Genomic DNA, 17,288 nt, shown 5'->3' with positions numbered 1-17,288 from the left:
GACTTGACGTGACGGACCAGCAGACACCAGACAATTTCGCAAACATGGACCCGCGCACAGCGGCGCTGATCAAGGCAGCTTTGGCCGCGCCGAAGACGCACGCAGTCGTCTCGACATACGCCGACGGCAGCCAGCATCGCCACGACACGCGCAGCGCCGCCACAGCGGAGAACTATGCTATCGGCGAGCGCCGCAAGATCGGCCGCGACCTGATCAGCCGTGAGACGGGCGGCACAGTGCGCGTCGTTTCGGTCGAGATCGTGCCGATCGCATGACCCCTGCAGAACTGGAAAGCCGCGCCAAGGCGCTCTATGGCGACGACTGGCAGTCGCCGCTGGCCCGCCGCATCCGCGTCGATGCCCGCACGGTGCGGCGCTGGAAGGCAGGCGAGCGCGAGATTCCCGAATGGCTGGAAGTGTTCCTCGAACTGTTCGAGCGCTTTCCCAAGGCGAAGTGATCATCGCTGCGCCTCCATCATCCGAACAAGGCGAGCTGCGCCGGCGGAGCCTCGGCCGGCGAGGCGAGTTGCGAGAGTGCGAACCGCATACGCTGCCTGTAGCGGCACAACGCCGTTGCCGAGCATCCTAAGTCGGTCCACGCGAGCAACGTCCAGCCGGGAGGCCAGCCCATCAGCCACTCGACGAAAAGCGGGTTCAAGCTGCGGCGCTCTTTCGAGTGCGGCTTGCCAGTTTTCACGGTCACTTGGGCCAGGGGGGAATAGATAGCCTTCGCCTGCCCCGTCAGCGTCAACGTCTGTTTCGTCTGCTGCTTGTTGGCGTTCTGCCACTGACCACCCTTCTCGCCCTCTATGGCGCGCGGCGTCGCCCATTGGTCCGAGAGGATCGCCGCTTGCCCCTTGAGAAGAAGTTCGTTTGACCGCTCGCCGGATCTCGTCATCCTGCCGCCCGTGGTGTCCGCCACCGATGGTGTCGACCATTGATGCGCCTGTGAAGGCAGCGGCAGGCCCGTCCCGTTCCTGAAGCTTTGGTTCGGGCCGCCCTTCTCGCCGTCCGTCGCGCGAGGCGTTGACCACAGAACCGCTGTCTCGTTCAGCGGCGCGCCTTTCGATCCTCGATCGTGCATGTCTTCCTGGTTGGATCCCTTCCAATCCCGCGCCGACGGCGTTGGCCAGTTCTGCGCCACTTCCGCTAGGTACAGCGGCACCGTGTTCTGCCCTGCATTGCGCTTCCGGAATGCCGCGCACTTCGCCAGCGTCTCCTCGTCCCGAACTCTGTTGGTCGCGTCCGGGGTCGGCCACGCCGAGGATAAAGATGCGCTCGCGCTCGTGGCTCGCGCCGACTTCTGCCGCCGTGAACAGTCCGCCCTCAACCGAGAAACCCAGCTTGCGAAGGTCTCGCCAAACTCTTTCGGCTCCAGCGATGTCGTCATCCCCCGGCGAGAGCATGCCGCCGACGTTTTCGATGAGGACGAACCATGGGCGGGCTTGGACGATGATGCGGCGCGCGGGTGACCAGAGGTCGCGCTCGTCGAGGCTGCCTCGCTTCTTTCCGGCAAGGGAATGAGCCTGGCACGGGATGCCGCCAATGAGGCCGTCCACGCATCCACGCCAGCGCTGGCCATCGAAGGTTCTGGCATCGCTCCACACAGGTGCTGGATGAAGGAGACCTTGTTCCATCGCTGAAACCAGTTGCGCGACGGCGAAGGCTTCCCTCTCCACGAGCACGACGCTGCGAGCGCCTGGAATTGCCAGCTCGACGCCGAGATCGAGTCCGCCGCCGCCGGTGCAAATGGAGAGGATGTCGATATGTCCGGGACATAGAGCCACATTCATCGTCCCGCCTTCAGCCATGCGGAAAAGCTGCCGCGCAGCGCTGTCCACGCCTCGCTTGCCCGCCCGCCATTGTTCAGTTCTTTTCGTGATTGCACGCCGAGCAGCGAGCGTACTTTTTGTGCCACGCGCTCATCGGTCAGCGGCTTTTCCAGCCCGTGCACCTCATGCAGGAACACCTTGAAGGCCGCGTCCTGACACTTCATCGCGCATTCGGCGGCGAAGTTTTTCACGTCGCGCGCCATCGGTTCACCGCGTTGCTGATCGGCCCGGCGCGGTTCTGGAAGGCCGCGCAATTGGCGAATTTCGCGGAAGGCGGCATCGAGCAGCTGCAGCAGGAATCGCACCGTGTCCGGCGCGTCGGCTACGAAGGCGATCTCGTCGATCGTCGCCTCATCGAAGCGCGCGAGCACGAACAGCTCTCCCATCTCGCCGCGCGATTCCACGAACGCGCCAGCCGCGCCGTGCACGCGCGTCCACACAGCCGGCTCGATCGACGCCAGGGCCGCGCGGATGGCGCGCAGGCGAGCGGCATCGGGAGAGAGCGCGACGGCGTTCATGCTGCAGCCCTCCAAAGGATGGGCTTCTGATCACGAGCGATCCGGTGGACGCCACGCGCCATCGGATGCTTTGGCGCGCCGCTGGCGGTCGTTCCAAAGCAATAGAGGTCAGGCCACGGCGCTTCGCCGGACTGGATGTGCTCGATTACATGCTCGATCCAGTCGCTATCCCACGCGATGGCGCCCCAACAGGCGATGACGATGTCGGCGGCCTTGGCTTCTTGAACCACGATATCGAGGTTGTGCAAAAGCGCGTCACGCGCATACCAGTCGGGGCCATTGTTTTCCCAATCCGCCATCTTGCGGCATTCGGCCGGGCTGCTGGTCACGAACGGATACATATTCACCGCGACATAGCGGCCGTAGCCGAAGATTTGCGACCATGCCGTCCACCAAAGGCAAGTCGGATCATCGACCTTCTTGCCGGCCCTCGACGGATTGCAGCCGATAAAGCACGCCTTTGGCCCCGGTCCCCAAGCACGCGTTAGCGTGACGCGGTCGTCACCGTGAAAGGTGGCGTCGCGCTGCATCGCATCGTGGCCGAAGAGGTCGACGCTCATGGCATCCGCCCGTGCTTGCGCATGGCGCGGCCTAGAAAGGTCGCAGCCCGTTCCAGCGATTTGCGCGCGGCGATCTCGCCAACGCCGAACTTTGCCTGCGCCAGCCTGTCGGCGGCACTGGCCACCTGGCGGCAGGCTTCCATGATGTCGTCATCGGCCTTGCTGGCGGCCTTGGGCTTTGCCGCCGGCATCGCCGCAGCAAGCCTCTCGACCTCGGCGATCAGCATTTCCCGCACCACAGGTGCCAGCGCGCGCGCCAGCGGATCGACATTCTTGCCGACCGCGCTCACGATCCGCCTCCCGCCTGATCAAGCACGCCGAGCAGCGTCGCCGTTGCGCCGGCCATCGGCATGGTGCCGGCGAGGTTCCCGCGATGGCGTGGCTTGCCAAGCGTCTCCGCCAGCACCGCGAGATAGTCGGTTCCCTCGTCGAATGCGGCGAGTCGGCAGTACAGTTCGAACACTTGGCGCCAGCGCATAAGCGTGAATACCGGCGCTTCCAGCAGCACCGCCGCGCGCGCGGAATCGCTTTCCGCATTGCGCATGCGGCGCACGAAAGGGTCTATCGCATCGCTGGAATGCGTCATGGCCCAACTCCTGTTTCAGTGCTTTTCCCGTGAAACATCCGCCCGCGCCTTGCTCGCTTGCGCGGTGGCGCGGCGCCCAGCGGCGGGCGATAGAATGAGCGGGCATCGAGGCCGGCCCAGTCGCAGATGGCGAAGACTTTTCCGGCAGCGATGTCCTGCCCGGCCATGACCCGCGACAGGTCCGGTGAGGTCACGCCGATCTCGTCAGCCAATGCCTTCCAGCCGCGCCCGTCATATTCCAGCATCGGCCGCAGCCTGCGGCCCAGCCGGGCGGTGTCATAGGCTGCAAGCCTGCCGGAACGGATCGGCCTTCCCTCGCGCGCGGACAACTCCTCGGCGCGATCATCCATGCGCATGCGTTTTTCCAGCGCCTTTCGCAGGCGGGCCATGGCGCGCAGGATGGACGTGTCAGATGTCACAGCCCAAGCTCTCCCTGCGCAACCTGCTCACCAGAGGGAGCGCCCAAGAACTCGCCCGTTCGGGAATTGAGGACGCCGTTGGCGCAGGCGCGCCACAGCACGACGTCGACCGTGGCAGCTCGGTATCCGGACTCGCCAGCAAGTCTTTCGCAGAGCGCTTGAGCAGTGATTCCCTCACGATCGGCGAGGCGCTGCAGATGGACGTCCGGCTTGGCGACGTCAGCGCCAAAGTTCTTGGCGAGGTGGTATTTCGTGATGCCGCCAATCCACGGCAGCGAAGCGCAGAACTCAATCTTGTCAGGTGCGGCGAGATAGGCCGCAAGCAGGTCATCCCGCGTTCGCCAGATGGTGTCGATCGCCTTGGCCTTGCCTGGATGGCGGAAGACAGCGAAGGCGCTGATGCCGCCCTGTATGGCCGTCATGACCTTAGCGAATATCTTGACCGCGATGGTGTTCTTCATACCGGAATTGCAGATGACGAAGATCGCTTCCGACGCGAAGTCTTCGGAATCCGTCGGCGGCTGGAGGTTTTCCGACCACGCGATGTCGTCGGCTGCTTGCTCACCAAGCGCGGCGATAATGTCGCGGAAGAGTGCGGCGGTTATTGTCATTCCGCCGCCTCCAGCTCGTCACCGATGCCCAGCATGTCGAACATGGTCGGCACGGCCATCTGCGCTTCGGCCTTGCGGCAGTAATGCGTGCCGTCATGGAAGTAAGTGGCGGACAGCTCGGAGGCCTGCCCGCGCCGGCCCTTCAGGATGGCCCGATAGGGTACGGTCATCAGCCCGCCGAACGGGTCGTAAATGATGTCGCCCTTGTTCGAGTAGCGGTCGATCAGCCGGTCGACGATGTCGAACTGCAGCGGGCAGACGTGCTTTTCCAGGTTCTTGAACGCCTGCTCGCCGTTCAGCGTCAGCATGCGCACGACATCGGTCCAGACCGCATCATGCTTCGATGGCGGATCGAGCGTCATGTAGGTTTTCGACAAGCTGTCGCGCGCGGCCAGTTCCTCGCCGAGCTTCACATGCATCTCGAAATCGTAGACCGCTTCTTCGCTGACCTTCTGGAACAGCGCGCGCAGCGGTTTCGGGCCGAGCCGCACCAGCTCATCGGTGGTCAGCAGCCGGTTGCCGGAAGACGGCCAGAAGGCGTGCGCGTCGAGCTGCCAGCGCGCCAGCGTGTAGCCGCTGGCCGGAACCTGCGGCCGGCGGTCGCCGTCGCTCCAGCGTTCATGCGAGCCGTCCGGCGCGATAACCAGCGGCTTGTCGTGCACCACCGGCTCATCGGCATAGCCGCGCGAAAGGTCGCTCTGCGGCCGACGGAACAGCAGCACGTATTCCGGACAGCCGACGCCCATCTTGGTGGCGTCCTTCATCATCTCGGAATAGGTCAGCCGATAGGTCTGGTTGTTTTCCTTCACTACGTCGGTGGCGATGGTGATCATGCCGACGAACTGAAAACCGTGCTTGAGGTAGTGGAAGATCGCCTCGGCATGGAAAGGCGAGACGGTCGGCACGCCCTCGCCGGTCACCGATCCGAACAGCACCCGGTCCTTGACGTGGATACAGGCCAGCCGGCCAGGCTTCAGGATCCGGAACAGCTCCGGCGTCAGAAAATCCATCTGCGCCCAGAAGTGGCCGTTGTCGTCGGTATGGCCGAAATCATTGTAGCTCGCCGTGTATTCGTAATGGTTGGCGAACGGGATCGAGGTGACGATCTCGCCTATGCTGGCGCTGGCCGTCTGCCGTGCCTCCAGCACCGCATCGTTATGCGCGATCAGGAAGGATTCGCCGCGCTCCTCGCGCCGCGCCACGCCGATCGAGCGCGACAGCACGTCATCGAGCGGCAGGCCGTCCAGCCCATAGCGCCGGATGATCTCGGCCATGCGCGCCATCAGCTTTTCGTGCTCGGCCCACTTGCCCTCGAGGTTGCGGCGAACCTCGCGCTCGGCCTCCGAAAAAATGATGTCGATCCGGCATTCATGCACCTGGCCGAAGCGCACGATCCGGTGCACCGCCTGGATGAAATCGTGAAACTTGAAGCCGACGCCGACGAAGATTGCCCAGTGGCAATGCTTTTGGAAATTGTTGCCGGCGCCCGACATTTCCGGCTTGGTCGCGAGGTCGCGGAACTTGCCGTCCTTGAAGCCGATGGCGTGCTTTTCGTTCGCCTCAAGCCCCTGCGTGCCATAGATCGAGCGCACCCCCGGCACCGCCGCCTCGATCGCCCGGCGCTCGTCCTCGAGGTCGTGCCACAGGATGCGGTGCGCCTCCGGATCCTGCGCGATCAGCTCGACCATCTTGGCGATCCGCGCGGCCAGGCTGTCGCGCTTGGCGGCGCTCGCCTGGGTGACGCCGAGCGCGGCATTGCGGATCAGCAGGCCCTGCCCGTCGCGGTCATAGCCGGCCGTCGAATGGTCGACCGGCACCTCATGCCAGTTCACCTTCACCAGCGGCAGCACATAGCCTTCGTCGGGAAAGCCGAGATCGGAAGGCGATTGCAGGAAAACCGCCCAGCTGTGCACCCACAGCCAGAATTCATCTTCCTTGTGCGGGAACAGCGTCAGGTCGCCGGCCTTCTCCGAATTGCGCTGGAAGAAGCGCGTCAGCGCCTGGCCGGTGTCCATCACGCCGAGGAAGCCGGCATAGTGGATCAGTTCCTTGGTGCGGTTCGGCGACGGCGTCGCGGTGGCGACGAACTTGAAGCGAACCGCCTTGAACAGCGGCAGGAACGTCTGGAAGGTCTTTGTGCCGTAGCCGCGCAGCACCGCCGCCTCGTCGAGGCTGGCCCCTACAAACCGCGACACGTCGATCTTGCCGGCCAGCACGCTCTCGTAATTGGTCAGATAGATCGTGTCGTCGCCGTCGATTTCGGCATCCGAGCGGATGAACTTCAGCTTGACGGCCCAATCGCCCTGAAAGCGCTCTTCCGCCTCGGCGAAGAATTCATGCCGCACGCCGAGCGGGATGACGATCAAGCGCAGGCCAGGCGCGAACCGCCCGACCAGGCGCATCAGTTCGATCTGCATGAAAGTCTTGTGCAAGCCGAACGATGCGAAGATGGCGCGGCTGCCGCCCTTTAGCGCCCATCGCACGATCGCCTTGCAATGCGGCGCGCCGGCCGGATTGATTGCCTCCGGCGCGACGTCGAAGCCGTCGGCTTTCGCCAGTTGCATCTTGCCGCGCAAGAAGGCGAGATACGGATCGTCGCCAAGCTTGAGGGGCGCGTTCATGCGGATCCCGCTGCAGGTTGGCTAATCGCTTCTTCGATCAGGAAGCCGTTGCACAGGTTCGAAACCGCGACCACGGCATTGCGAATGTAACCGACTTTGTCTGGCTGCCAGTCGCGCTTCGACCAGTCGACCGGCAGAGCGAGAATCGCAGTTGCGGCGGCCCGCGCATCGGCCATTGACTCGAAATAGAACGGTGTGACGCGATTGCCGGTGAAACGATGGGTTATCGCGAAAGCACTCGATCCGTCGGATACTGCGATGCCAGCTGCTAAGTGCAAGGCGAAGCCACCGATCAGCTCCGCTTCGACCTGAATGTCCTGGACATTGCCGTCGAGCGACAAAATGCGAATGGTGACTGAGCTCATGCCGGCACCGCCTTTGAAGCGGTCAGAATCGCCATTCCGCGTTCGGAAAGTGAAACACTCGGCTCGGCATCGTCGCAGAAGCAGTCGCCTGGCGGCGATGGCCATTCGTCATCGTCATCTTCGATGCCACAGCTGCCATCGCATTTCGGCCACTGACAGATCACCAGCCCGAGCCGCTCGAATTCGCGCGTGGCCTCCATGGTGAGCATGTGTCCGCCACCACGTTCATGATCGACGACGAGCGGGCCGAGCTCGCCGTTCACGCTCATTTTGTACGCATGCGCATCCTTCCGGGCGGTGGCATGCTCCACGTCTTCGAGGAAACCAATCTCCCATGGACGCGCCACTGCAAGGAAGGCCGCCACCAATTGCGGAATCGGCAGATCGAGCGCGATTTCGCCAAGGCGGCAAGGTGCAATCACTGGCCAAGCGTTCATGCCGGCACCGCCTTGCGCGGCCGACCGCGCTTCGGCTTGGGCGCATCCTCGGCTTCGATCAGCACGTCCAGCGCCTTGACCAGGGCCTTGCGGCCGATCTCGGTCTGCATGCCCTTGGCGACGGTTTCGATCAGCTTCGGATCGACGTCCGGTTCCGCCGCCTCGCCAACCTCAAACCCCCAATTATCCCAGCCTGGGCGCGGCGAGCGACAGAACATCTCCAGCCGCGCAACGCCGGGAAACAGCCGCTCGATTGTCTCGGCGTAAAAATCCGGCTTGGCCGAATGTTTTGTCTTGCGCTCGCTGTGAACGGTTTCGGGCTGCGAGCCGGGCAAGGGTGCGGCAATGTCGCCGCGGCGGCCGATCAGCAGGATCTCGTGGCGGTCGCGGCCCCAATAGCCGGTGCCGGCGACTTCCTTGTCCCAGACCCAGTGATGCACATAGCTGAAGCCGAGCGCTTCAAGCAGGCGCAGCGCGTCCAGCAGCATCGGGTTGGTCGCCCAGCAGAAGAACACCGCGTTTTCGGTGAACGGATCTAGCTCGCGAAACAGCGCGATGATCTCGTCGGTCGTCATCGTCGGATAGTGGTTTTCCGCACTCTTCTCGCGGCCGGTCACTTCCGAGCGGACACCGAACTTCCAAGGGGGGTCGGCATAGCCGACGGGGTACTGGCGCTGCAGTTTGCCCGGCGCGGTGGCACGGCCGGTTTCCCGCACCATCTCCATATGCGTCAGGCGCACCGCGTGGCGAAGCCGCTGTCGCTCGGCGCGGATTTCCTTCGCCCGCGCCACGATCTGTTTTTCCTCACGCGCCAGCACCTCGCGCTGCGCTTCCAGCCCCAGGTCCGAAATCGCCTCGCCGGCATGTACGGACACGCGCCCGTCGCGGATCGCCTGGACGAGCTCCACCGCGCCATGGTCGCGAATGCGCTTGGCGGCGGCTACCGCGCGCTCGGAGATCGACAGCCGTTCGGCCGCCTTGCGGGTCTGCAAATTTGCAGGCCCGGCGGTGGCCTGATTGATGCCGATATCCCAGTCGACGATCTGCGCCGCCACCATGGCGCGCTGGCTTTCGGTCAGATGCCGGCGGCGTAGATTTTCCGACAGCACGAAGCCGAGCGGATCATCGCCCCCATAGTCGACGAAGGTGGGTTCCAGCTGGCCGAATTCGCAGGCGGCAAGCCGGTTGCGGCCGTCGAGGATCTTGCCCTCGTAAAGCACGATCGGATGATTGAGCCCATTGGTGCAGATGTCGTCGGCCAGCAGCGCGATTTCTGCATCCGGCAGCATCGGAAACAGTTCGGCCAGCGGATGCGGCAGAAGATCGGTCATGCCGCTTCTCCAAGGTATGCCGCCGCCAGCTTTTTGACGCGCGTGTCGTCGTGCGCCTGCTGGACGGGCTGCGATTGGAATGGATCGACGATCCCGGCCGACTGCGCGGATTTCAGGCCAAGAAGCTCGACCAGCACCGGATCGCTGCCGCCATTGGTGTGCGCGTAGAAGGCGTCGACCTGCTTTCTCTGGCCGGGTCTGCGCAGACGTCCGATGAACTGGCGGTGCACCTGTGGCGACCAGTCGAGTTCGCCGATCACCGCCGTGTGGCAGGCATGCTGCAGGCCATCGAGGCCAGCGCCGGAGCGCAGCGACATGAAGATGAGCGGACAGAAACCTTCGACGAAAGCCGCTTTGGTGCGGCGCTTGGCGGCGGGGCTTTCGCTGCCCGTGTACATCATCGGCCCGAGGTCGGCCAAGGCCTTCATCCAGACGTCGTAGACATCGCGATGCCAGCCAGCGACCAGCACCTTGAGGCCGCTTTCAACCAGCAACCTGATCAGTGTTGCGACGCCGGCGGCCTTGGCCATGCCGGTGCTGTGGCGGGCCATCATGTCGAGTTCGCGAGCGGCCTGGCCCCGCTGGGTAAAGGATCCTGTCATAACGCGTTTAGCGAGAAGCCGCGCTTCGGCAGCGACGTTGTCGACGACCTGCTGGTCGTATTCGACATGATGCAGAAGCACATTGACGGGCGGCATCTGGCCGGCGACGTCATTTTCAGTGCGACGGATAGCAATGCTCGCTTCGCGCAGGAATGCGCCTAGCGCGGCCGGTTCCTTCACCACCCAGTGACTGCCATGGCTGGTGCACCATTCCAGCAGGAATTCACCCCACGTGCCGAGCGACCCGGGTGCGATCAGCTCGACCACATTGAAGATTTCCGAGCCGTAATTGTAGATCGGTGTTGCCGTCAGCCCCATTCTGAGCCGGGCAGCCTCGGCGAACACATGGCCGGCTTGACCTTTCGCCGTGCCCTTGCCGTGCCGCATCTCCTGGATCTCGTCGAAGACGACCGCCTTGAAGATGCCGGTTGCCGCGACGTCGACCCAGCCGGCGATGTTCGAATAGCGGAAGATATAGATGTCGGCCGGCGGCAGCACGTAGGGCTTGGTGCCCTTGATGACGTGACAGGTGAGCGTCGTGAACGCCTGGATATATTCTTCCGCCCATTGATCGGCGAGATGCGCCTGAACCACCACGGCCGCGGGCATGTGACCGGACTGCAGGATTGCCGCCAGCGCCGAGATCGTCTTGCCGAGGCCGACATCGTCGAGCAGGAGGAGGCGGCCAAGACGCGCGGCAATGACCGCTGCCTGCGCCTGGAATGGATAGGGCGCAACGCCGTCGCGAAAGCGCGCCATGACCGGCGGCAGCCAGTCCGGCGACAGCACTTGCTCGACATAGCCGGCATGGTCCAGGGCGCGCAGATGTCCGCGCTCCAGCCTTTCGCAATCGCTCGCCTCCATTGCCAGTGGATAGCGCTGCATGAACCACCGGAGATCGCTGCAGGCGTCCGGTGTATCGGCAAGGCTGAAGTCGCGCGCGGCGGTCTTGGACACACGCGCGAACATCGTCTTGAATTTCAGAGAGACATGCGGCGGCAGGCCGGAAATCTGCCACTTGCCCTCGCGGCGTGAGAGCTGCCCGTAGGTTTTTCCCTGGCGCGCAAGCATATTCACAGCCACGCCTGCCCCATCGAAATGACATCGACAGACTTGCCGTTGATCGATGATGGCAACCCCATGGCGACAGACGAGACGAGGATCAAAGAGCCGATCTCAGGATGGCCGGCATAACGCTCGAGCTGGCGCAGGATCGCGCGGGCAGCCCCCTTGATCTTCACCTCGATGCCGACTTCGCCGACCATGAAATCAATGACGTCGGTGGGCGAAAGCCTCGCTTCGCGACGAAAGGCGATGCCGGCCGCTGTGAAGGCATCCTCGATCGCCTGCTGCACTGCCTTTTCCGGGCCGGCAGGCAACCGCAGCGAGCGAAGCAGTGAAAGAGCGTCTTTGGTTGACTTCCCAGGATTGAGGTTATTTTTCTCTTCGGCCTTCAGCCGCTCACGCACGCGCTCGCCGATATATCCGACGTCATTGGCGAGGCTGCGTGCCTGGCCGTCGTCGTCTTCGCCGCGCATGATCTTGGCGAGGAAATCGAGGGTCACGCAAGCCAGCGCCAGCCGGTCTTTCAGCGGCAGGTTCATCGTTCAGAGCCCTCGCCGATGACGCGATAAGTTGCACCGACGCCCATCTTGCCTTTGCGCACCGTCTCCAGCAGGCCCGCATCGATCAGCGTTTTGGCCAGCCGGCCGGTAGACGCATGGTCGCAGCCGATGTCTTCAGCGAGCAGCGTCTGGAAGCGCTGGACCTTGCCGGTTTCGTCGGCATGGACGCGAAGCGCGCACCACAGCTTCGCGGCCATCAGCGCGACGTGATGGCGCTTGCTGAACGCGACCGCATCGAATGCCGCCGCGTCGAAAGTGGCCAGCTTCGGCGCATTCGGCCGGGCATCGAGGATGCTCTCGAAGTGCCGCTGCACGAAGGCGGTCACGCTCATGCCGGCCTTGCGTGCTGCCGCCTCGATCCTGGCGTTCATGGTGCGGTCGCACCGCACGGAAAACCGGTAGATGGCCTCGGCCTGATCGATGTTTTCTGCCCGATGAAACGCGCCCATCAAAACCCCCGCGGCGGCACGAAAAGGCAGATGGTTTTGCCGTCATTGGCGCCGGCGACCGAGCACCAGTGGAACTTTCCGTCCGGGCTCTGCTTGATCTTTGGATCGGACATGTTGATCAGCTCGCCGGTGCGGCGGATTTCGTAGCCGCGCGCGCCCTCGACGATGTCGGCGTCTGCCACCTCGCGGCAGTCGTAGCCGGAGCAGCAGGAGAACGGATAAGCCCAGCCCTGCAGCTTGACGGCGGTTGGCTTTGCATCGTGCGGCCACGCGTCGGTGGCGCAGATCGCAACAATGCCGAGCGCCATGCCGCCTATGGCAAGGCCAACTGCGCAGGCGGCCGGAAGGGAATGGATCATGCTTTCGCCCCTGTTTTGCGCCAGGCTTTCAGGATTCGTTCGATGGTCACCTCGGCCACGCCCGTCGCTTTCTTGATCGCGGCGACGTCACCATGACCGGCGCAGGCGAAAACCAGCGTCACCTGGCGGTCCAGCTCGGCATCGTCGACGGGCTTAGCGCGCTCCTGGCCGATGCGGGCGGCGAAGCCTGCCTCGAACAGCAGCTTGGCGTAGCCTGTCGGCGTCAGGCCCTGCTCACGGGCGCGCTTGGTGACGGCGTCGAACACCTTCGGCGAGACTTGGATGGCGAACTGCTTGCGCTCGGCCGGCTCGAACATCAGGCCAGCCTTTCCAGCACGCGCGGCGCGGCGCGCTCGGATCCGGTGCCGCGCCCTTCGGTCAGGCGGCGGTGGAATCGGCAGTAGCAGCGCCCGGGAGCGCCCGGCAGCCAGTCGGCTTCGGACACTTGCGCGGCGCAAAAGCGAGTGGCGACACCTTCGCCGCGCAGCGGGAACCGGCACTGATGGGTGTCCAGGTCGGCCAGCACGCGGCCGATTGCATTGCCGCCCGGCGCCAATGGCGGATCGATGCCTTGCAGCATGTCGGCAACGGTCCGCATCAGACCGCCCTTGCCAGCAGCCGGCGCTTCTGCCCGGTCAGGGTGCGGACCAGACGGCCATAGGCGTCGCGCGCCTCGATCGCCTCCTTCTTGGCCGTGCGCACGATCGAAAGGTCGGTCGCGCCTATTGCCTTCAGCGCCGCCGACTTGGCCTCACCATCTTCTTTCATCACCCGGTCGACGTCGCCGATCTCGACGCTGTCGCCGTCCGGTTCGTCGTCGAGTGGGACAAGCTTCAGTCCAGCAAGCGCCGCCAGCGTTTCGAGCAGCGGCGACGCGACGCCGCGCGGAAATTCAAGCTGAAGGTCGGCGATGACGTCGGCCGGCATGAACCGGTCGGCCTCCGCCATGCTGCCAAACTTGGAGAGTTCCGATTCCTCGTAACGGGTGACGAGGGCAAACTTGTTGGCGCGCACCCTGCGCAGAGAATCGCGCGTTGCCGCCTTGATTTCAGCGCGGTCTTCGTCAGTCGTCGGTCTGGTTTTGGACATGATCGGTCCCTCGGGCAAAGCTCCGCCTGTCAAGGAAATCTTTCTTCAAAAGATTTCCGTGCCGGCCGGGGTCGGATGGGTCAAAGAGTGGGCGCTACATGAATGGAGGCCCGCAAACAGATGCTCTCATGGTCCGCCGCCTTTGAAACGATTGACGCCGCAACGCTGGTAAGGCGGCAGGTCGGTCAGCACGCCTTCGCGCGCACGCTCGGCTTCGTCGAAAACAGCGCGCGCCAGAACGGACAGACCGATTGTGCCGGCATATTCGCGCAGCGCGATGAAAACGGCCTGTTCGTTGTCGCAGCGCTCATAGGCGGCGATCGCCCGCACCAGCACCATGACGTGCTCGGGCAGGTGGATGGCATGGCTTGTGCGGTGAACCGCGCCGGATGCGGGGGGTGGCACATCCGGCGCGGCACTGGCCTGTCCGTGGAAGGCGTCCGGACAGGATTCGGTGTAGTGGGAAAAAGCCGCGCCGGCCACGGAAGGGTTTTGGGCCGGCGCGGCAGGCTCTGCGCGGTCTGCTTGGGAGGAGTGCGCAGCAGGGAAGCGAGGGACGAGACGCTGGTTCATGTCGAAGCCCCGCGGTCGGAAATCACGTCAGACAACGCATCGAGACCGAGCGCCCGGCCGCGTTCGGCGATCAGCCCGGCAACCAGCTGCTCGACGCTGACGCCGTCGACCAGGGCGACAGCCCGTGCCAGCACCAGCACCGGCTCGGAAAGCCGCAGTGTGGCCGAAGCGGCCGGCGTGGTGCGGCCTTGAACGGAGAAGCGCTTGTGGCTCATGCCGCATCCTCCGAGGGGGAGCGCGAGCTGGACGAAGCGGGGCCGGTCGTCCCGGCCCCGCTGGTACAGTCCAACGAGGGCGGTTCCGAGGCAACGACACCAAAGATGTCTGGCCGCAATTCGCCGCGCGGAATGCCGGTAATGCGCTCGATGTCCTGGACGCGTTCGGCGGGAATGCGCCGGACTCCGCTTTCGTAGCGAGACAGATGCGCCGCCGAGATGCCCAGCAATTGCCCCGCATTTTGCAGGGTGCGACTTTCTTCAGGGAGGCTCAAACGCCATGTGCGAAGCATGTTCATGCGGGTTTATTACCATCACGGTAATCGTCAGGCAACATGATAATTACCAACATGGCCAAATACGTTTGCCTGCCATGTTGGTAAGGTGCGTCCATGGTCGCTAGAATTCAGCTGGATGAAGCCCCGAAGGTCAGGATCTATCTGGCCGAATGGCGCGCAACAAAATTTGAAACGCAGCAAGATTTGGCCGACGCCATGAATACGACTGCGGCGGCCGTCTCTAGGATCGAAACCGGGGCCCGCGACTGGAGCAAGGGCTACTTGGAAGCGCTGGCATATCTCGTGGGCTGTCGGGTCGGCGACCTCTTCCAGCATCCAGACACAATTCGGGGTAAGCCTCAGTGTGAGGGCCGGCCTCAACTTTCGGAATTGATGAAACTTGCAACTTCCCTGCCTGAGAAACAGATCGCCGGGCTGATCGCTTTTCTTGGAGAGCATGGAGGCGTCGCGCCTCGTGAAGCACTTGCTGCTGAAGAGATTCCGGCGCGTTCAACCACAGTGAAATCAATGTAACGAAGTTACTCAAAGTTCCCTCTCCAAGCCCCAATAGGGGCACCGCCAGAAAGCCAGAATATTTCCCCAACTTTTTGAAGTACACGCCGGATGGACGGGCGAGAGAGTTCAATGCTTTTTCGACGCCTGGCGCTGCTCTTGGCGCCAGCCGGGGGTTAGTAATCGATTGGAAGACCGACCGGTGGCTTTTAGCCGAAGCCTGGACATAACGCACCGCCCCCGGCCAAAGCCAGGCTTGTGCGTCACCGCCAAGCGACGCGACCATTCGGGTTGGCGTTTAGGCCACCCCTATTCCAATCCGGGTTACTAAGCCCGCGCACACACTCTTTTTTTTCGGCACGATTAGCAAGGGTGTTTCTCGGCGAGCGCACACGCCCCGGTCAAAGCATTAACAACGCCCTAATAATTCCATGTAGGTAATTTCGCACTTGCGTTGTTTTACCATGCTGGTAATATCCGCTCGGAAAACAGCCACGAGCGCGCACTGGAATACCGATGCAGGTTCAAGCAATGAACGCCGCCGAGCGACTGATCGCCGCCGCCGCCGTATCGCCCGAGATCGAGGCGTGGATTTCGCTGCAGCTGAAAGGTGGACGCCGGCCTTCCGAGATCCTCGGGCTGCCAGCCTGCAGCGATATGCTGGCGCGCAAATCACCCGACAACGACAACAGGGCGACGCGCTGATGGGCCGCGACCTCGTCGAAGAGCAGACGCTGCTCGATCTCTTCCAGGCGCAGCGCGAGGCGCTGGCCTGTCGCTGGCCGATGATCCTGATCGAAGCCACCCGGCACATCACGCTGGCCGAGCAGATCCGCCAGGAACTTACTCACAAGGACATCGAGGAGACAGCATGAGCGCACCGCTCGACCACGTTTTCGGCATTTGGACCTTCGTCGGCGATTATTGGCGCGGCGTGGCAGGGTTCGCCCTACCGGGGTCTGAGCAGCCCCGGAACTTTCGTGCCCTGCGGACCATAGAAATAGCGCGCTTTAGCACAGGCCCCCGCATCCGAAAGCGGCTGATATTCGACTTCGAATTCAGCTACGCGCATGGTGATGAAGTCGCCGACCGGACCTTCTTTGGTCAGATCCTTTTTGGTGAGGCCGGCGCCAGCGACGAGCGACGCCAAGACACCCTCATCCAGAGCGAACTGCGAACATCGGTTGAGCAGGGCTCCCATTTCCGCGACCAGACCAAGGGTGTTTTCGTCCACGCCAGCGCGGGCAGGCGTTGCAAGAGACACGGCCGCAAACAGCAACGCCGGCAATATTTTTCGAGTCACGATCCATCCCCTAAAGCCGAGCGCACGCTACCAGCGCCAGCGATGACCGGCAACACCGCCGAGCGTCTGATCGCTGCAGCCGACGCCGATCCGAAGGTGTTCGACTGGGTCGCCCTGCAGCTCAAGGCAGGACGCAAGCCGTCGGAGATCCTCGCTGATCTTGAGCGCGCACCCGGAGCGCTGGGCTGATGGCCATAGAGCTGGACCCTACGATAATCGAGATGCTTCGGAACCATCCGGCTCAGGTTGGCTGGTTGCGAACTGACCTCGACCGCGCTCGAAGCGCAATGAACGTCGCTCTTGCCGCCTTGAAGCGGAGCAGGAGCAGAGACGCGCGGAAAGCGGCGGATGAGCTGAGATTTCAGATCGAGGGAATCGACCGCTCATTCGCGTACCTCAAGGCCGCTGATGAGGCCGCTCAAGCGGAGATCCAGAGGCTTTCAAATCCCTTTCATAACCACCAGGAGCAACGCTGATGCCGACGTTCCGCATTCACTTCGCCGACGGCACGAAACTGTCGGTCGACGCCAATACCCCGATCGAGGCCAGGAAGACGGCCGAGCGGCAGAGGCCCGGCCACATCTCGAAGGTGAAGCTCGCCGGCGGCGACGACGACAAATACCCGCCAACGGCGCTGGCCTTTGCCACCTGCTTCATCTTCGCGCTGATGTTCTGCACGGCATGGATGGGGATACCGGCATGACCGCGCGCGACGCCATCGACCGCCTGAACCGCAGCCGTTCGCAAATCCGAGGCGAGTTGCCCGACCGCGCCCCGCTCGACCACATCGAGCGCATGTTCGATACGAAGCAGCCGCAAAAGGACTGTTGCCTCTGCCACCACTTCCCCGGCTGCCTGTGCGGCGACGAGTGCATTGACCCCGGCACCGAAAGCCCGTCCGCCCGCAGGGCGCAGATCATCCTGATGCTCGCCACAGCCCTGATCGGCGCCGGCCTGTTCTATGTGGGGCTGCGGCCATGAGCACCGTAACCCTGTGCCTGGT

General features: G+C 63.5%; 30 protein-coding genes. 9 read left to right on the top strand and 21 right to left on the bottom strand.

Annotation, left to right across the window (positions count from 1 at the left end; translation table 11 throughout):
• Positions 1-8 precede the first annotated feature (8 nt).
• Entirely contained in the window at positions 9-275 is a 267-nt protein-coding gene (locus AC0L2A_RS03920) for a hypothetical protein (protein ID WP_473607620.1), read from the top strand.
• Positions 272-457, top strand: coding sequence for a helix-turn-helix domain-containing protein (locus AC0L2A_RS03915; RefSeq protein ID WP_473607619.1), 186 nt, complete (start codon positions 272-274; stop codon positions 455-457). The genes AC0L2A_RS03920 and AC0L2A_RS03915 overlap by 4 nt, the downstream gene beginning before the upstream one ends.
• On the opposite strand, the gene AC0L2A_RS03910 is transcribed toward AC0L2A_RS03915, so the two are convergent.
• The 21 genes from AC0L2A_RS03910 to AC0L2A_RS03810 all read right to left on the bottom strand — a co-directional run bounded on the left by AC0L2A_RS03910 (position 458) and on the right by AC0L2A_RS03810 (position 14,490).
• A complete protein-coding gene (locus tag AC0L2A_RS03910) occupies positions 458-1,792 on the bottom strand; it encodes a DNA cytosine methyltransferase (RefSeq protein ID WP_473607818.1) in 1,335 nt (444 codons plus the stop codon).
• Positions 1,789-2,349 carry a hypothetical protein gene (locus tag AC0L2A_RS03905; RefSeq protein ID WP_473607618.1) on the bottom strand — a complete coding sequence of 187 codons (561 nt, stop codon included), beginning with the start codon at positions 2,347-2,349 and terminating at the stop codon, positions 1,789-1,791. The genes AC0L2A_RS03910 and AC0L2A_RS03905 overlap by 4 nt, the downstream gene beginning before the upstream one ends.
• On the bottom strand, positions 2,346-2,909 hold the full coding sequence (locus AC0L2A_RS03900; protein WP_473607616.1) for a DUF1643 domain-containing protein: 564 nt from the start codon (positions 2,907-2,909) through the stop codon (positions 2,346-2,348). The genes AC0L2A_RS03905 and AC0L2A_RS03900 overlap by 4 nt, the downstream gene beginning before the upstream one ends.
• A complete protein-coding gene (locus AC0L2A_RS03895; protein ID WP_473607615.1) occupies positions 2,906-3,199 on the bottom strand; it encodes a hypothetical protein in 294 nt (97 codons plus the stop codon). Before AC0L2A_RS03895 ends, AC0L2A_RS03900 begins: the two co-directional genes overlap by 4 nt.
• Positions 3,196-3,495, bottom strand: a complete 300-nt coding sequence (locus AC0L2A_RS03890; RefSeq protein ID WP_473607614.1) for a hypothetical protein — start codon at positions 3,493-3,495, stop codon at positions 3,196-3,198. Before AC0L2A_RS03890 ends, AC0L2A_RS03895 begins: the two co-directional genes overlap by 4 nt.
• A complete protein-coding gene (locus AC0L2A_RS03885) occupies positions 3,492-3,914 on the bottom strand; it encodes a hypothetical protein (RefSeq protein ID WP_473607612.1) in 423 nt (140 codons plus the stop codon). The genes AC0L2A_RS03890 and AC0L2A_RS03885 overlap by 4 nt, the downstream gene beginning before the upstream one ends.
• Entirely contained in the window at positions 3,911-4,525 is a 615-nt protein-coding gene (locus AC0L2A_RS03880; RefSeq protein WP_473607611.1) for a hypothetical protein, read from the bottom strand. The genes AC0L2A_RS03885 and AC0L2A_RS03880 overlap by 4 nt, the downstream gene beginning before the upstream one ends.
• The gene (locus tag AC0L2A_RS03875) at positions 4,522-7,146 is read right to left on the bottom strand and encodes a DNA methyltransferase (RefSeq protein WP_473607610.1); all 2,625 of its coding nucleotides are present in this window, start codon (positions 7,144-7,146) and stop codon (positions 4,522-4,524) included. Before AC0L2A_RS03875 ends, AC0L2A_RS03880 begins: the two co-directional genes overlap by 4 nt.
• A complete protein-coding gene (locus AC0L2A_RS03870; RefSeq protein WP_473607608.1) occupies positions 7,143-7,511 on the bottom strand; it encodes a hypothetical protein in 369 nt (122 codons plus the stop codon). Before AC0L2A_RS03870 ends, AC0L2A_RS03875 begins: the two co-directional genes overlap by 4 nt.
• Positions 7,508-7,948 (bottom strand): hypothetical protein, encoded by a 441-nt coding sequence (locus AC0L2A_RS03865; protein WP_473607607.1) that lies wholly within the window; start codon positions 7,946-7,948, stop codon positions 7,508-7,510. Before AC0L2A_RS03865 ends, AC0L2A_RS03870 begins: the two co-directional genes overlap by 4 nt.
• Complete coding sequence (locus tag AC0L2A_RS03860; RefSeq protein WP_473607606.1) at positions 7,945-9,279, bottom strand: MT-A70 family methyltransferase; 1,335 nt, start codon at positions 9,277-9,279, stop codon at positions 7,945-7,947. Before AC0L2A_RS03860 ends, AC0L2A_RS03865 begins: the two co-directional genes overlap by 4 nt.
• Positions 9,276-10,952, bottom strand: a complete 1,677-nt coding sequence (locus AC0L2A_RS03855; RefSeq protein WP_473607817.1) for an SNF2-related protein — start codon at positions 10,950-10,952, stop codon at positions 9,276-9,278. The genes AC0L2A_RS03860 and AC0L2A_RS03855 overlap by 4 nt, the downstream gene beginning before the upstream one ends.
• Positions 10,953-10,954: 2 nt before the next feature.
• Positions 10,955-11,485: a hypothetical protein gene (locus AC0L2A_RS03850; RefSeq protein WP_473607604.1), complete on the bottom strand. Its 531-nt coding sequence runs from the start codon at positions 11,483-11,485 to the stop codon at positions 10,955-10,957.
• Positions 11,482-11,955, bottom strand: a complete 474-nt coding sequence (locus AC0L2A_RS03845) for a hypothetical protein (RefSeq protein WP_473607603.1) — start codon at positions 11,953-11,955, stop codon at positions 11,482-11,484. The genes AC0L2A_RS03850 and AC0L2A_RS03845 overlap by 4 nt, the downstream gene beginning before the upstream one ends.
• Positions 11,955-12,314: a hypothetical protein gene (locus tag AC0L2A_RS03840; protein WP_473607602.1), complete on the bottom strand. Its 360-nt coding sequence runs from the start codon at positions 12,312-12,314 to the stop codon at positions 11,955-11,957. Before AC0L2A_RS03840 ends, AC0L2A_RS03845 begins: the two co-directional genes overlap by 1 nt.
• Positions 12,311-12,631, bottom strand: a complete 321-nt coding sequence (locus AC0L2A_RS03835; RefSeq protein WP_473607600.1) for a hypothetical protein — start codon at positions 12,629-12,631, stop codon at positions 12,311-12,313. The genes AC0L2A_RS03840 and AC0L2A_RS03835 overlap by 4 nt, the downstream gene beginning before the upstream one ends.
• Positions 12,631-12,912, bottom strand: a complete 282-nt coding sequence (locus AC0L2A_RS03830; protein WP_473607599.1) for a hypothetical protein — start codon at positions 12,910-12,912, stop codon at positions 12,631-12,633. The genes AC0L2A_RS03835 and AC0L2A_RS03830 overlap by 1 nt, the downstream gene beginning before the upstream one ends.
• On the bottom strand, positions 12,912-13,403 hold the full coding sequence (locus tag AC0L2A_RS03825; RefSeq protein ID WP_473607597.1) for a hypothetical protein: 492 nt from the start codon (positions 13,401-13,403) through the stop codon (positions 12,912-12,914). The genes AC0L2A_RS03830 and AC0L2A_RS03825 overlap by 1 nt, the downstream gene beginning before the upstream one ends.
• Positions 13,404-13,529: 126 nt before the next feature.
• Positions 13,530-13,976: a hypothetical protein gene (locus tag AC0L2A_RS03820; protein ID WP_473607596.1), complete on the bottom strand. Its 447-nt coding sequence runs from the start codon at positions 13,974-13,976 to the stop codon at positions 13,530-13,532.
• A complete protein-coding gene (locus AC0L2A_RS03815; RefSeq protein ID WP_473607595.1) occupies positions 13,973-14,191 on the bottom strand; it encodes a hypothetical protein in 219 nt (72 codons plus the stop codon). Before AC0L2A_RS03815 ends, AC0L2A_RS03820 begins: the two co-directional genes overlap by 4 nt.
• Complete coding sequence (locus AC0L2A_RS03810) at positions 14,188-14,490, bottom strand: YdaS family helix-turn-helix protein (RefSeq protein ID WP_473607593.1); 303 nt, start codon at positions 14,488-14,490, stop codon at positions 14,188-14,190. Before AC0L2A_RS03810 ends, AC0L2A_RS03815 begins: the two co-directional genes overlap by 4 nt.
• 93 nt (positions 14,491-14,583) lie before the next feature.
• On the opposite strand from AC0L2A_RS03810, the gene AC0L2A_RS03805 reads away from it, so the two are divergent.
• From AC0L2A_RS03805 to AC0L2A_RS03775, 7 genes are all read left to right on the top strand, one after another.
• Positions 14,584-15,003 carry a helix-turn-helix transcriptional regulator gene (locus AC0L2A_RS03805; RefSeq protein ID WP_473607592.1) on the top strand — a complete coding sequence of 140 codons (420 nt, stop codon included), beginning with the start codon at positions 14,584-14,586 and terminating at the stop codon, positions 15,001-15,003.
• A 510-nt stretch (positions 15,004-15,513) separates the two neighbouring features.
• Positions 15,514-15,687, top strand: coding sequence for a hypothetical protein (locus AC0L2A_RS03800; protein ID WP_473607591.1), 174 nt, complete (start codon positions 15,514-15,516; stop codon positions 15,685-15,687).
• Complete coding sequence (locus AC0L2A_RS03795; protein WP_473607589.1) at positions 15,687-15,857, top strand: hypothetical protein; 171 nt, start codon at positions 15,687-15,689, stop codon at positions 15,855-15,857. Before AC0L2A_RS03800 ends, AC0L2A_RS03795 begins: the two co-directional genes overlap by 1 nt.
• A complete protein-coding gene (locus AC0L2A_RS03790) occupies positions 15,854-16,474 on the top strand; it encodes a hypothetical protein (RefSeq protein WP_473607588.1) in 621 nt (206 codons plus the stop codon). The genes AC0L2A_RS03795 and AC0L2A_RS03790 overlap by 4 nt, the downstream gene beginning before the upstream one ends.
• Positions 16,474-16,761, top strand: a complete 288-nt coding sequence (locus tag AC0L2A_RS03785; protein ID WP_473607587.1) for a hypothetical protein — start codon at positions 16,474-16,476, stop codon at positions 16,759-16,761. The genes AC0L2A_RS03790 and AC0L2A_RS03785 overlap by 1 nt, the downstream gene beginning before the upstream one ends.
• Entirely contained in the window at positions 16,761-16,988 is a 228-nt protein-coding gene (locus AC0L2A_RS03780) for a hypothetical protein (protein WP_473607585.1), read from the top strand. Before AC0L2A_RS03785 ends, AC0L2A_RS03780 begins: the two co-directional genes overlap by 1 nt.
• The gene (locus AC0L2A_RS03775) at positions 16,985-17,266 is read left to right on the top strand and encodes a hypothetical protein (RefSeq protein ID WP_473607584.1); all 282 of its coding nucleotides are present in this window, start codon (positions 16,985-16,987) and stop codon (positions 17,264-17,266) included. The genes AC0L2A_RS03780 and AC0L2A_RS03775 overlap by 4 nt, the downstream gene beginning before the upstream one ends.
• Positions 17,267-17,288: the final 22 nt, after the last annotated feature.

It is taken from the genome of Mesorhizobium sp. WSM4844, assembly GCF_055811775.1.
This window is presented reverse-complemented; position numbering and strand designations above follow the sequence as displayed.

Bases quoted from the DNA above. Each gene is read 5' to 3' on its own strand.
- AC0L2A_RS03915 (WP_473607619.1), top strand. From the start codon at position 272: ATGACCCCTGCAGAACTGGAAAGCCGCGCCAAGGCGCTCTATGGCGAC.
- AC0L2A_RS03910 (WP_473607818.1), bottom strand. From the start codon at position 1,792: ATGAATGTGGCTCTATGTCCCGGACATATCGACATCCTCTCCATTTGC.
- AC0L2A_RS03905 (WP_473607618.1), bottom strand. From the start codon at position 2,349: ATGAACGCCGTCGCGCTCTCTCCCGATGCCGCTCGCCTGCGCGCCATC.
- AC0L2A_RS03900 (WP_473607616.1), bottom strand. From the start codon at position 2,909: ATGAGCGTCGACCTCTTCGGCCACGATGCGATGCAGCGCGACGCCACC.
- AC0L2A_RS03890 (WP_473607614.1), bottom strand. From the start codon at position 3,495: ATGACGCATTCCAGCGATGCGATAGACCCTTTCGTGCGCCGCATGCGC.
- AC0L2A_RS03880 (WP_473607611.1), bottom strand. From the start codon at position 4,525: ATGACAATAACCGCCGCACTCTTCCGCGACATTATCGCCGCGCTTGGT.
- AC0L2A_RS03875 (WP_473607610.1), bottom strand. From the start codon at position 7,146: ATGAACGCGCCCCTCAAGCTTGGCGACGATCCGTATCTCGCCTTCTTG.
- AC0L2A_RS03870 (WP_473607608.1), bottom strand. From the start codon at position 7,511: ATGAGCTCAGTCACCATTCGCATTTTGTCGCTCGACGGCAATGTCCAG.
- AC0L2A_RS03865 (WP_473607607.1), bottom strand. From the start codon at position 7,948: ATGAACGCTTGGCCAGTGATTGCACCTTGCCGCCTTGGCGAAATCGCG.
- AC0L2A_RS03860 (WP_473607606.1), bottom strand. From the start codon at position 9,279: ATGACCGATCTTCTGCCGCATCCGCTGGCCGAACTGTTTCCGATGCTG.
- AC0L2A_RS03855 (WP_473607817.1), bottom strand. From the start codon at position 10,952: ATGCTTGCGCGCCAGGGAAAAACCTACGGGCAGCTCTCACGCCGCGAG.
- AC0L2A_RS03850 (WP_473607604.1), bottom strand. From the start codon at position 11,485: ATGAACCTGCCGCTGAAAGACCGGCTGGCGCTGGCTTGCGTGACCCTC.
- AC0L2A_RS03845 (WP_473607603.1), bottom strand. From the start codon at position 11,955: ATGGGCGCGTTTCATCGGGCAGAAAACATCGATCAGGCCGAGGCCATC.
- AC0L2A_RS03840 (WP_473607602.1), bottom strand. From the start codon at position 12,314: ATGATCCATTCCCTTCCGGCCGCCTGCGCAGTTGGCCTTGCCATAGGC.
- AC0L2A_RS03835 (WP_473607600.1), bottom strand. From the start codon at position 12,631: ATGTTCGAGCCGGCCGAGCGCAAGCAGTTCGCCATCCAAGTCTCGCCG.
- AC0L2A_RS03830 (WP_473607599.1), bottom strand. From the start codon at position 12,912: ATGCGGACCGTTGCCGACATGCTGCAAGGCATCGATCCGCCATTGGCG.
- AC0L2A_RS03825 (WP_473607597.1), bottom strand. From the start codon at position 13,403: ATGTCCAAAACCAGACCGACGACTGACGAAGACCGCGCTGAAATCAAG.
- AC0L2A_RS03820 (WP_473607596.1), bottom strand. From the start codon at position 13,976: ATGAACCAGCGTCTCGTCCCTCGCTTCCCTGCTGCGCACTCCTCCCAA.
- AC0L2A_RS03815 (WP_473607595.1), bottom strand. From the start codon at position 14,191: ATGAGCCACAAGCGCTTCTCCGTTCAAGGCCGCACCACGCCGGCCGCT.
- AC0L2A_RS03810 (WP_473607593.1), bottom strand. From the start codon at position 14,490: ATGAACATGCTTCGCACATGGCGTTTGAGCCTCCCTGAAGAAAGTCGC.
- AC0L2A_RS03805 (WP_473607592.1), top strand. From the start codon at position 14,584: ATGGTCGCTAGAATTCAGCTGGATGAAGCCCCGAAGGTCAGGATCTAT.
- AC0L2A_RS03800 (WP_473607591.1), top strand. From the start codon at position 15,514: ATGAACGCCGCCGAGCGACTGATCGCCGCCGCCGCCGTATCGCCCGAG.
- AC0L2A_RS03795 (WP_473607589.1), top strand. From the start codon at position 15,687: ATGGGCCGCGACCTCGTCGAAGAGCAGACGCTGCTCGATCTCTTCCAG.
- AC0L2A_RS03790 (WP_473607588.1), top strand. From the start codon at position 15,854: ATGAGCGCACCGCTCGACCACGTTTTCGGCATTTGGACCTTCGTCGGC.
- AC0L2A_RS03785 (WP_473607587.1), top strand. From the start codon at position 16,474: ATGGCCATAGAGCTGGACCCTACGATAATCGAGATGCTTCGGAACCAT.
- AC0L2A_RS03780 (WP_473607585.1), top strand. From the start codon at position 16,761: ATGCCGACGTTCCGCATTCACTTCGCCGACGGCACGAAACTGTCGGTC.
- AC0L2A_RS03775 (WP_473607584.1), top strand. From the start codon at position 16,985: ATGACCGCGCGCGACGCCATCGACCGCCTGAACCGCAGCCGTTCGCAA.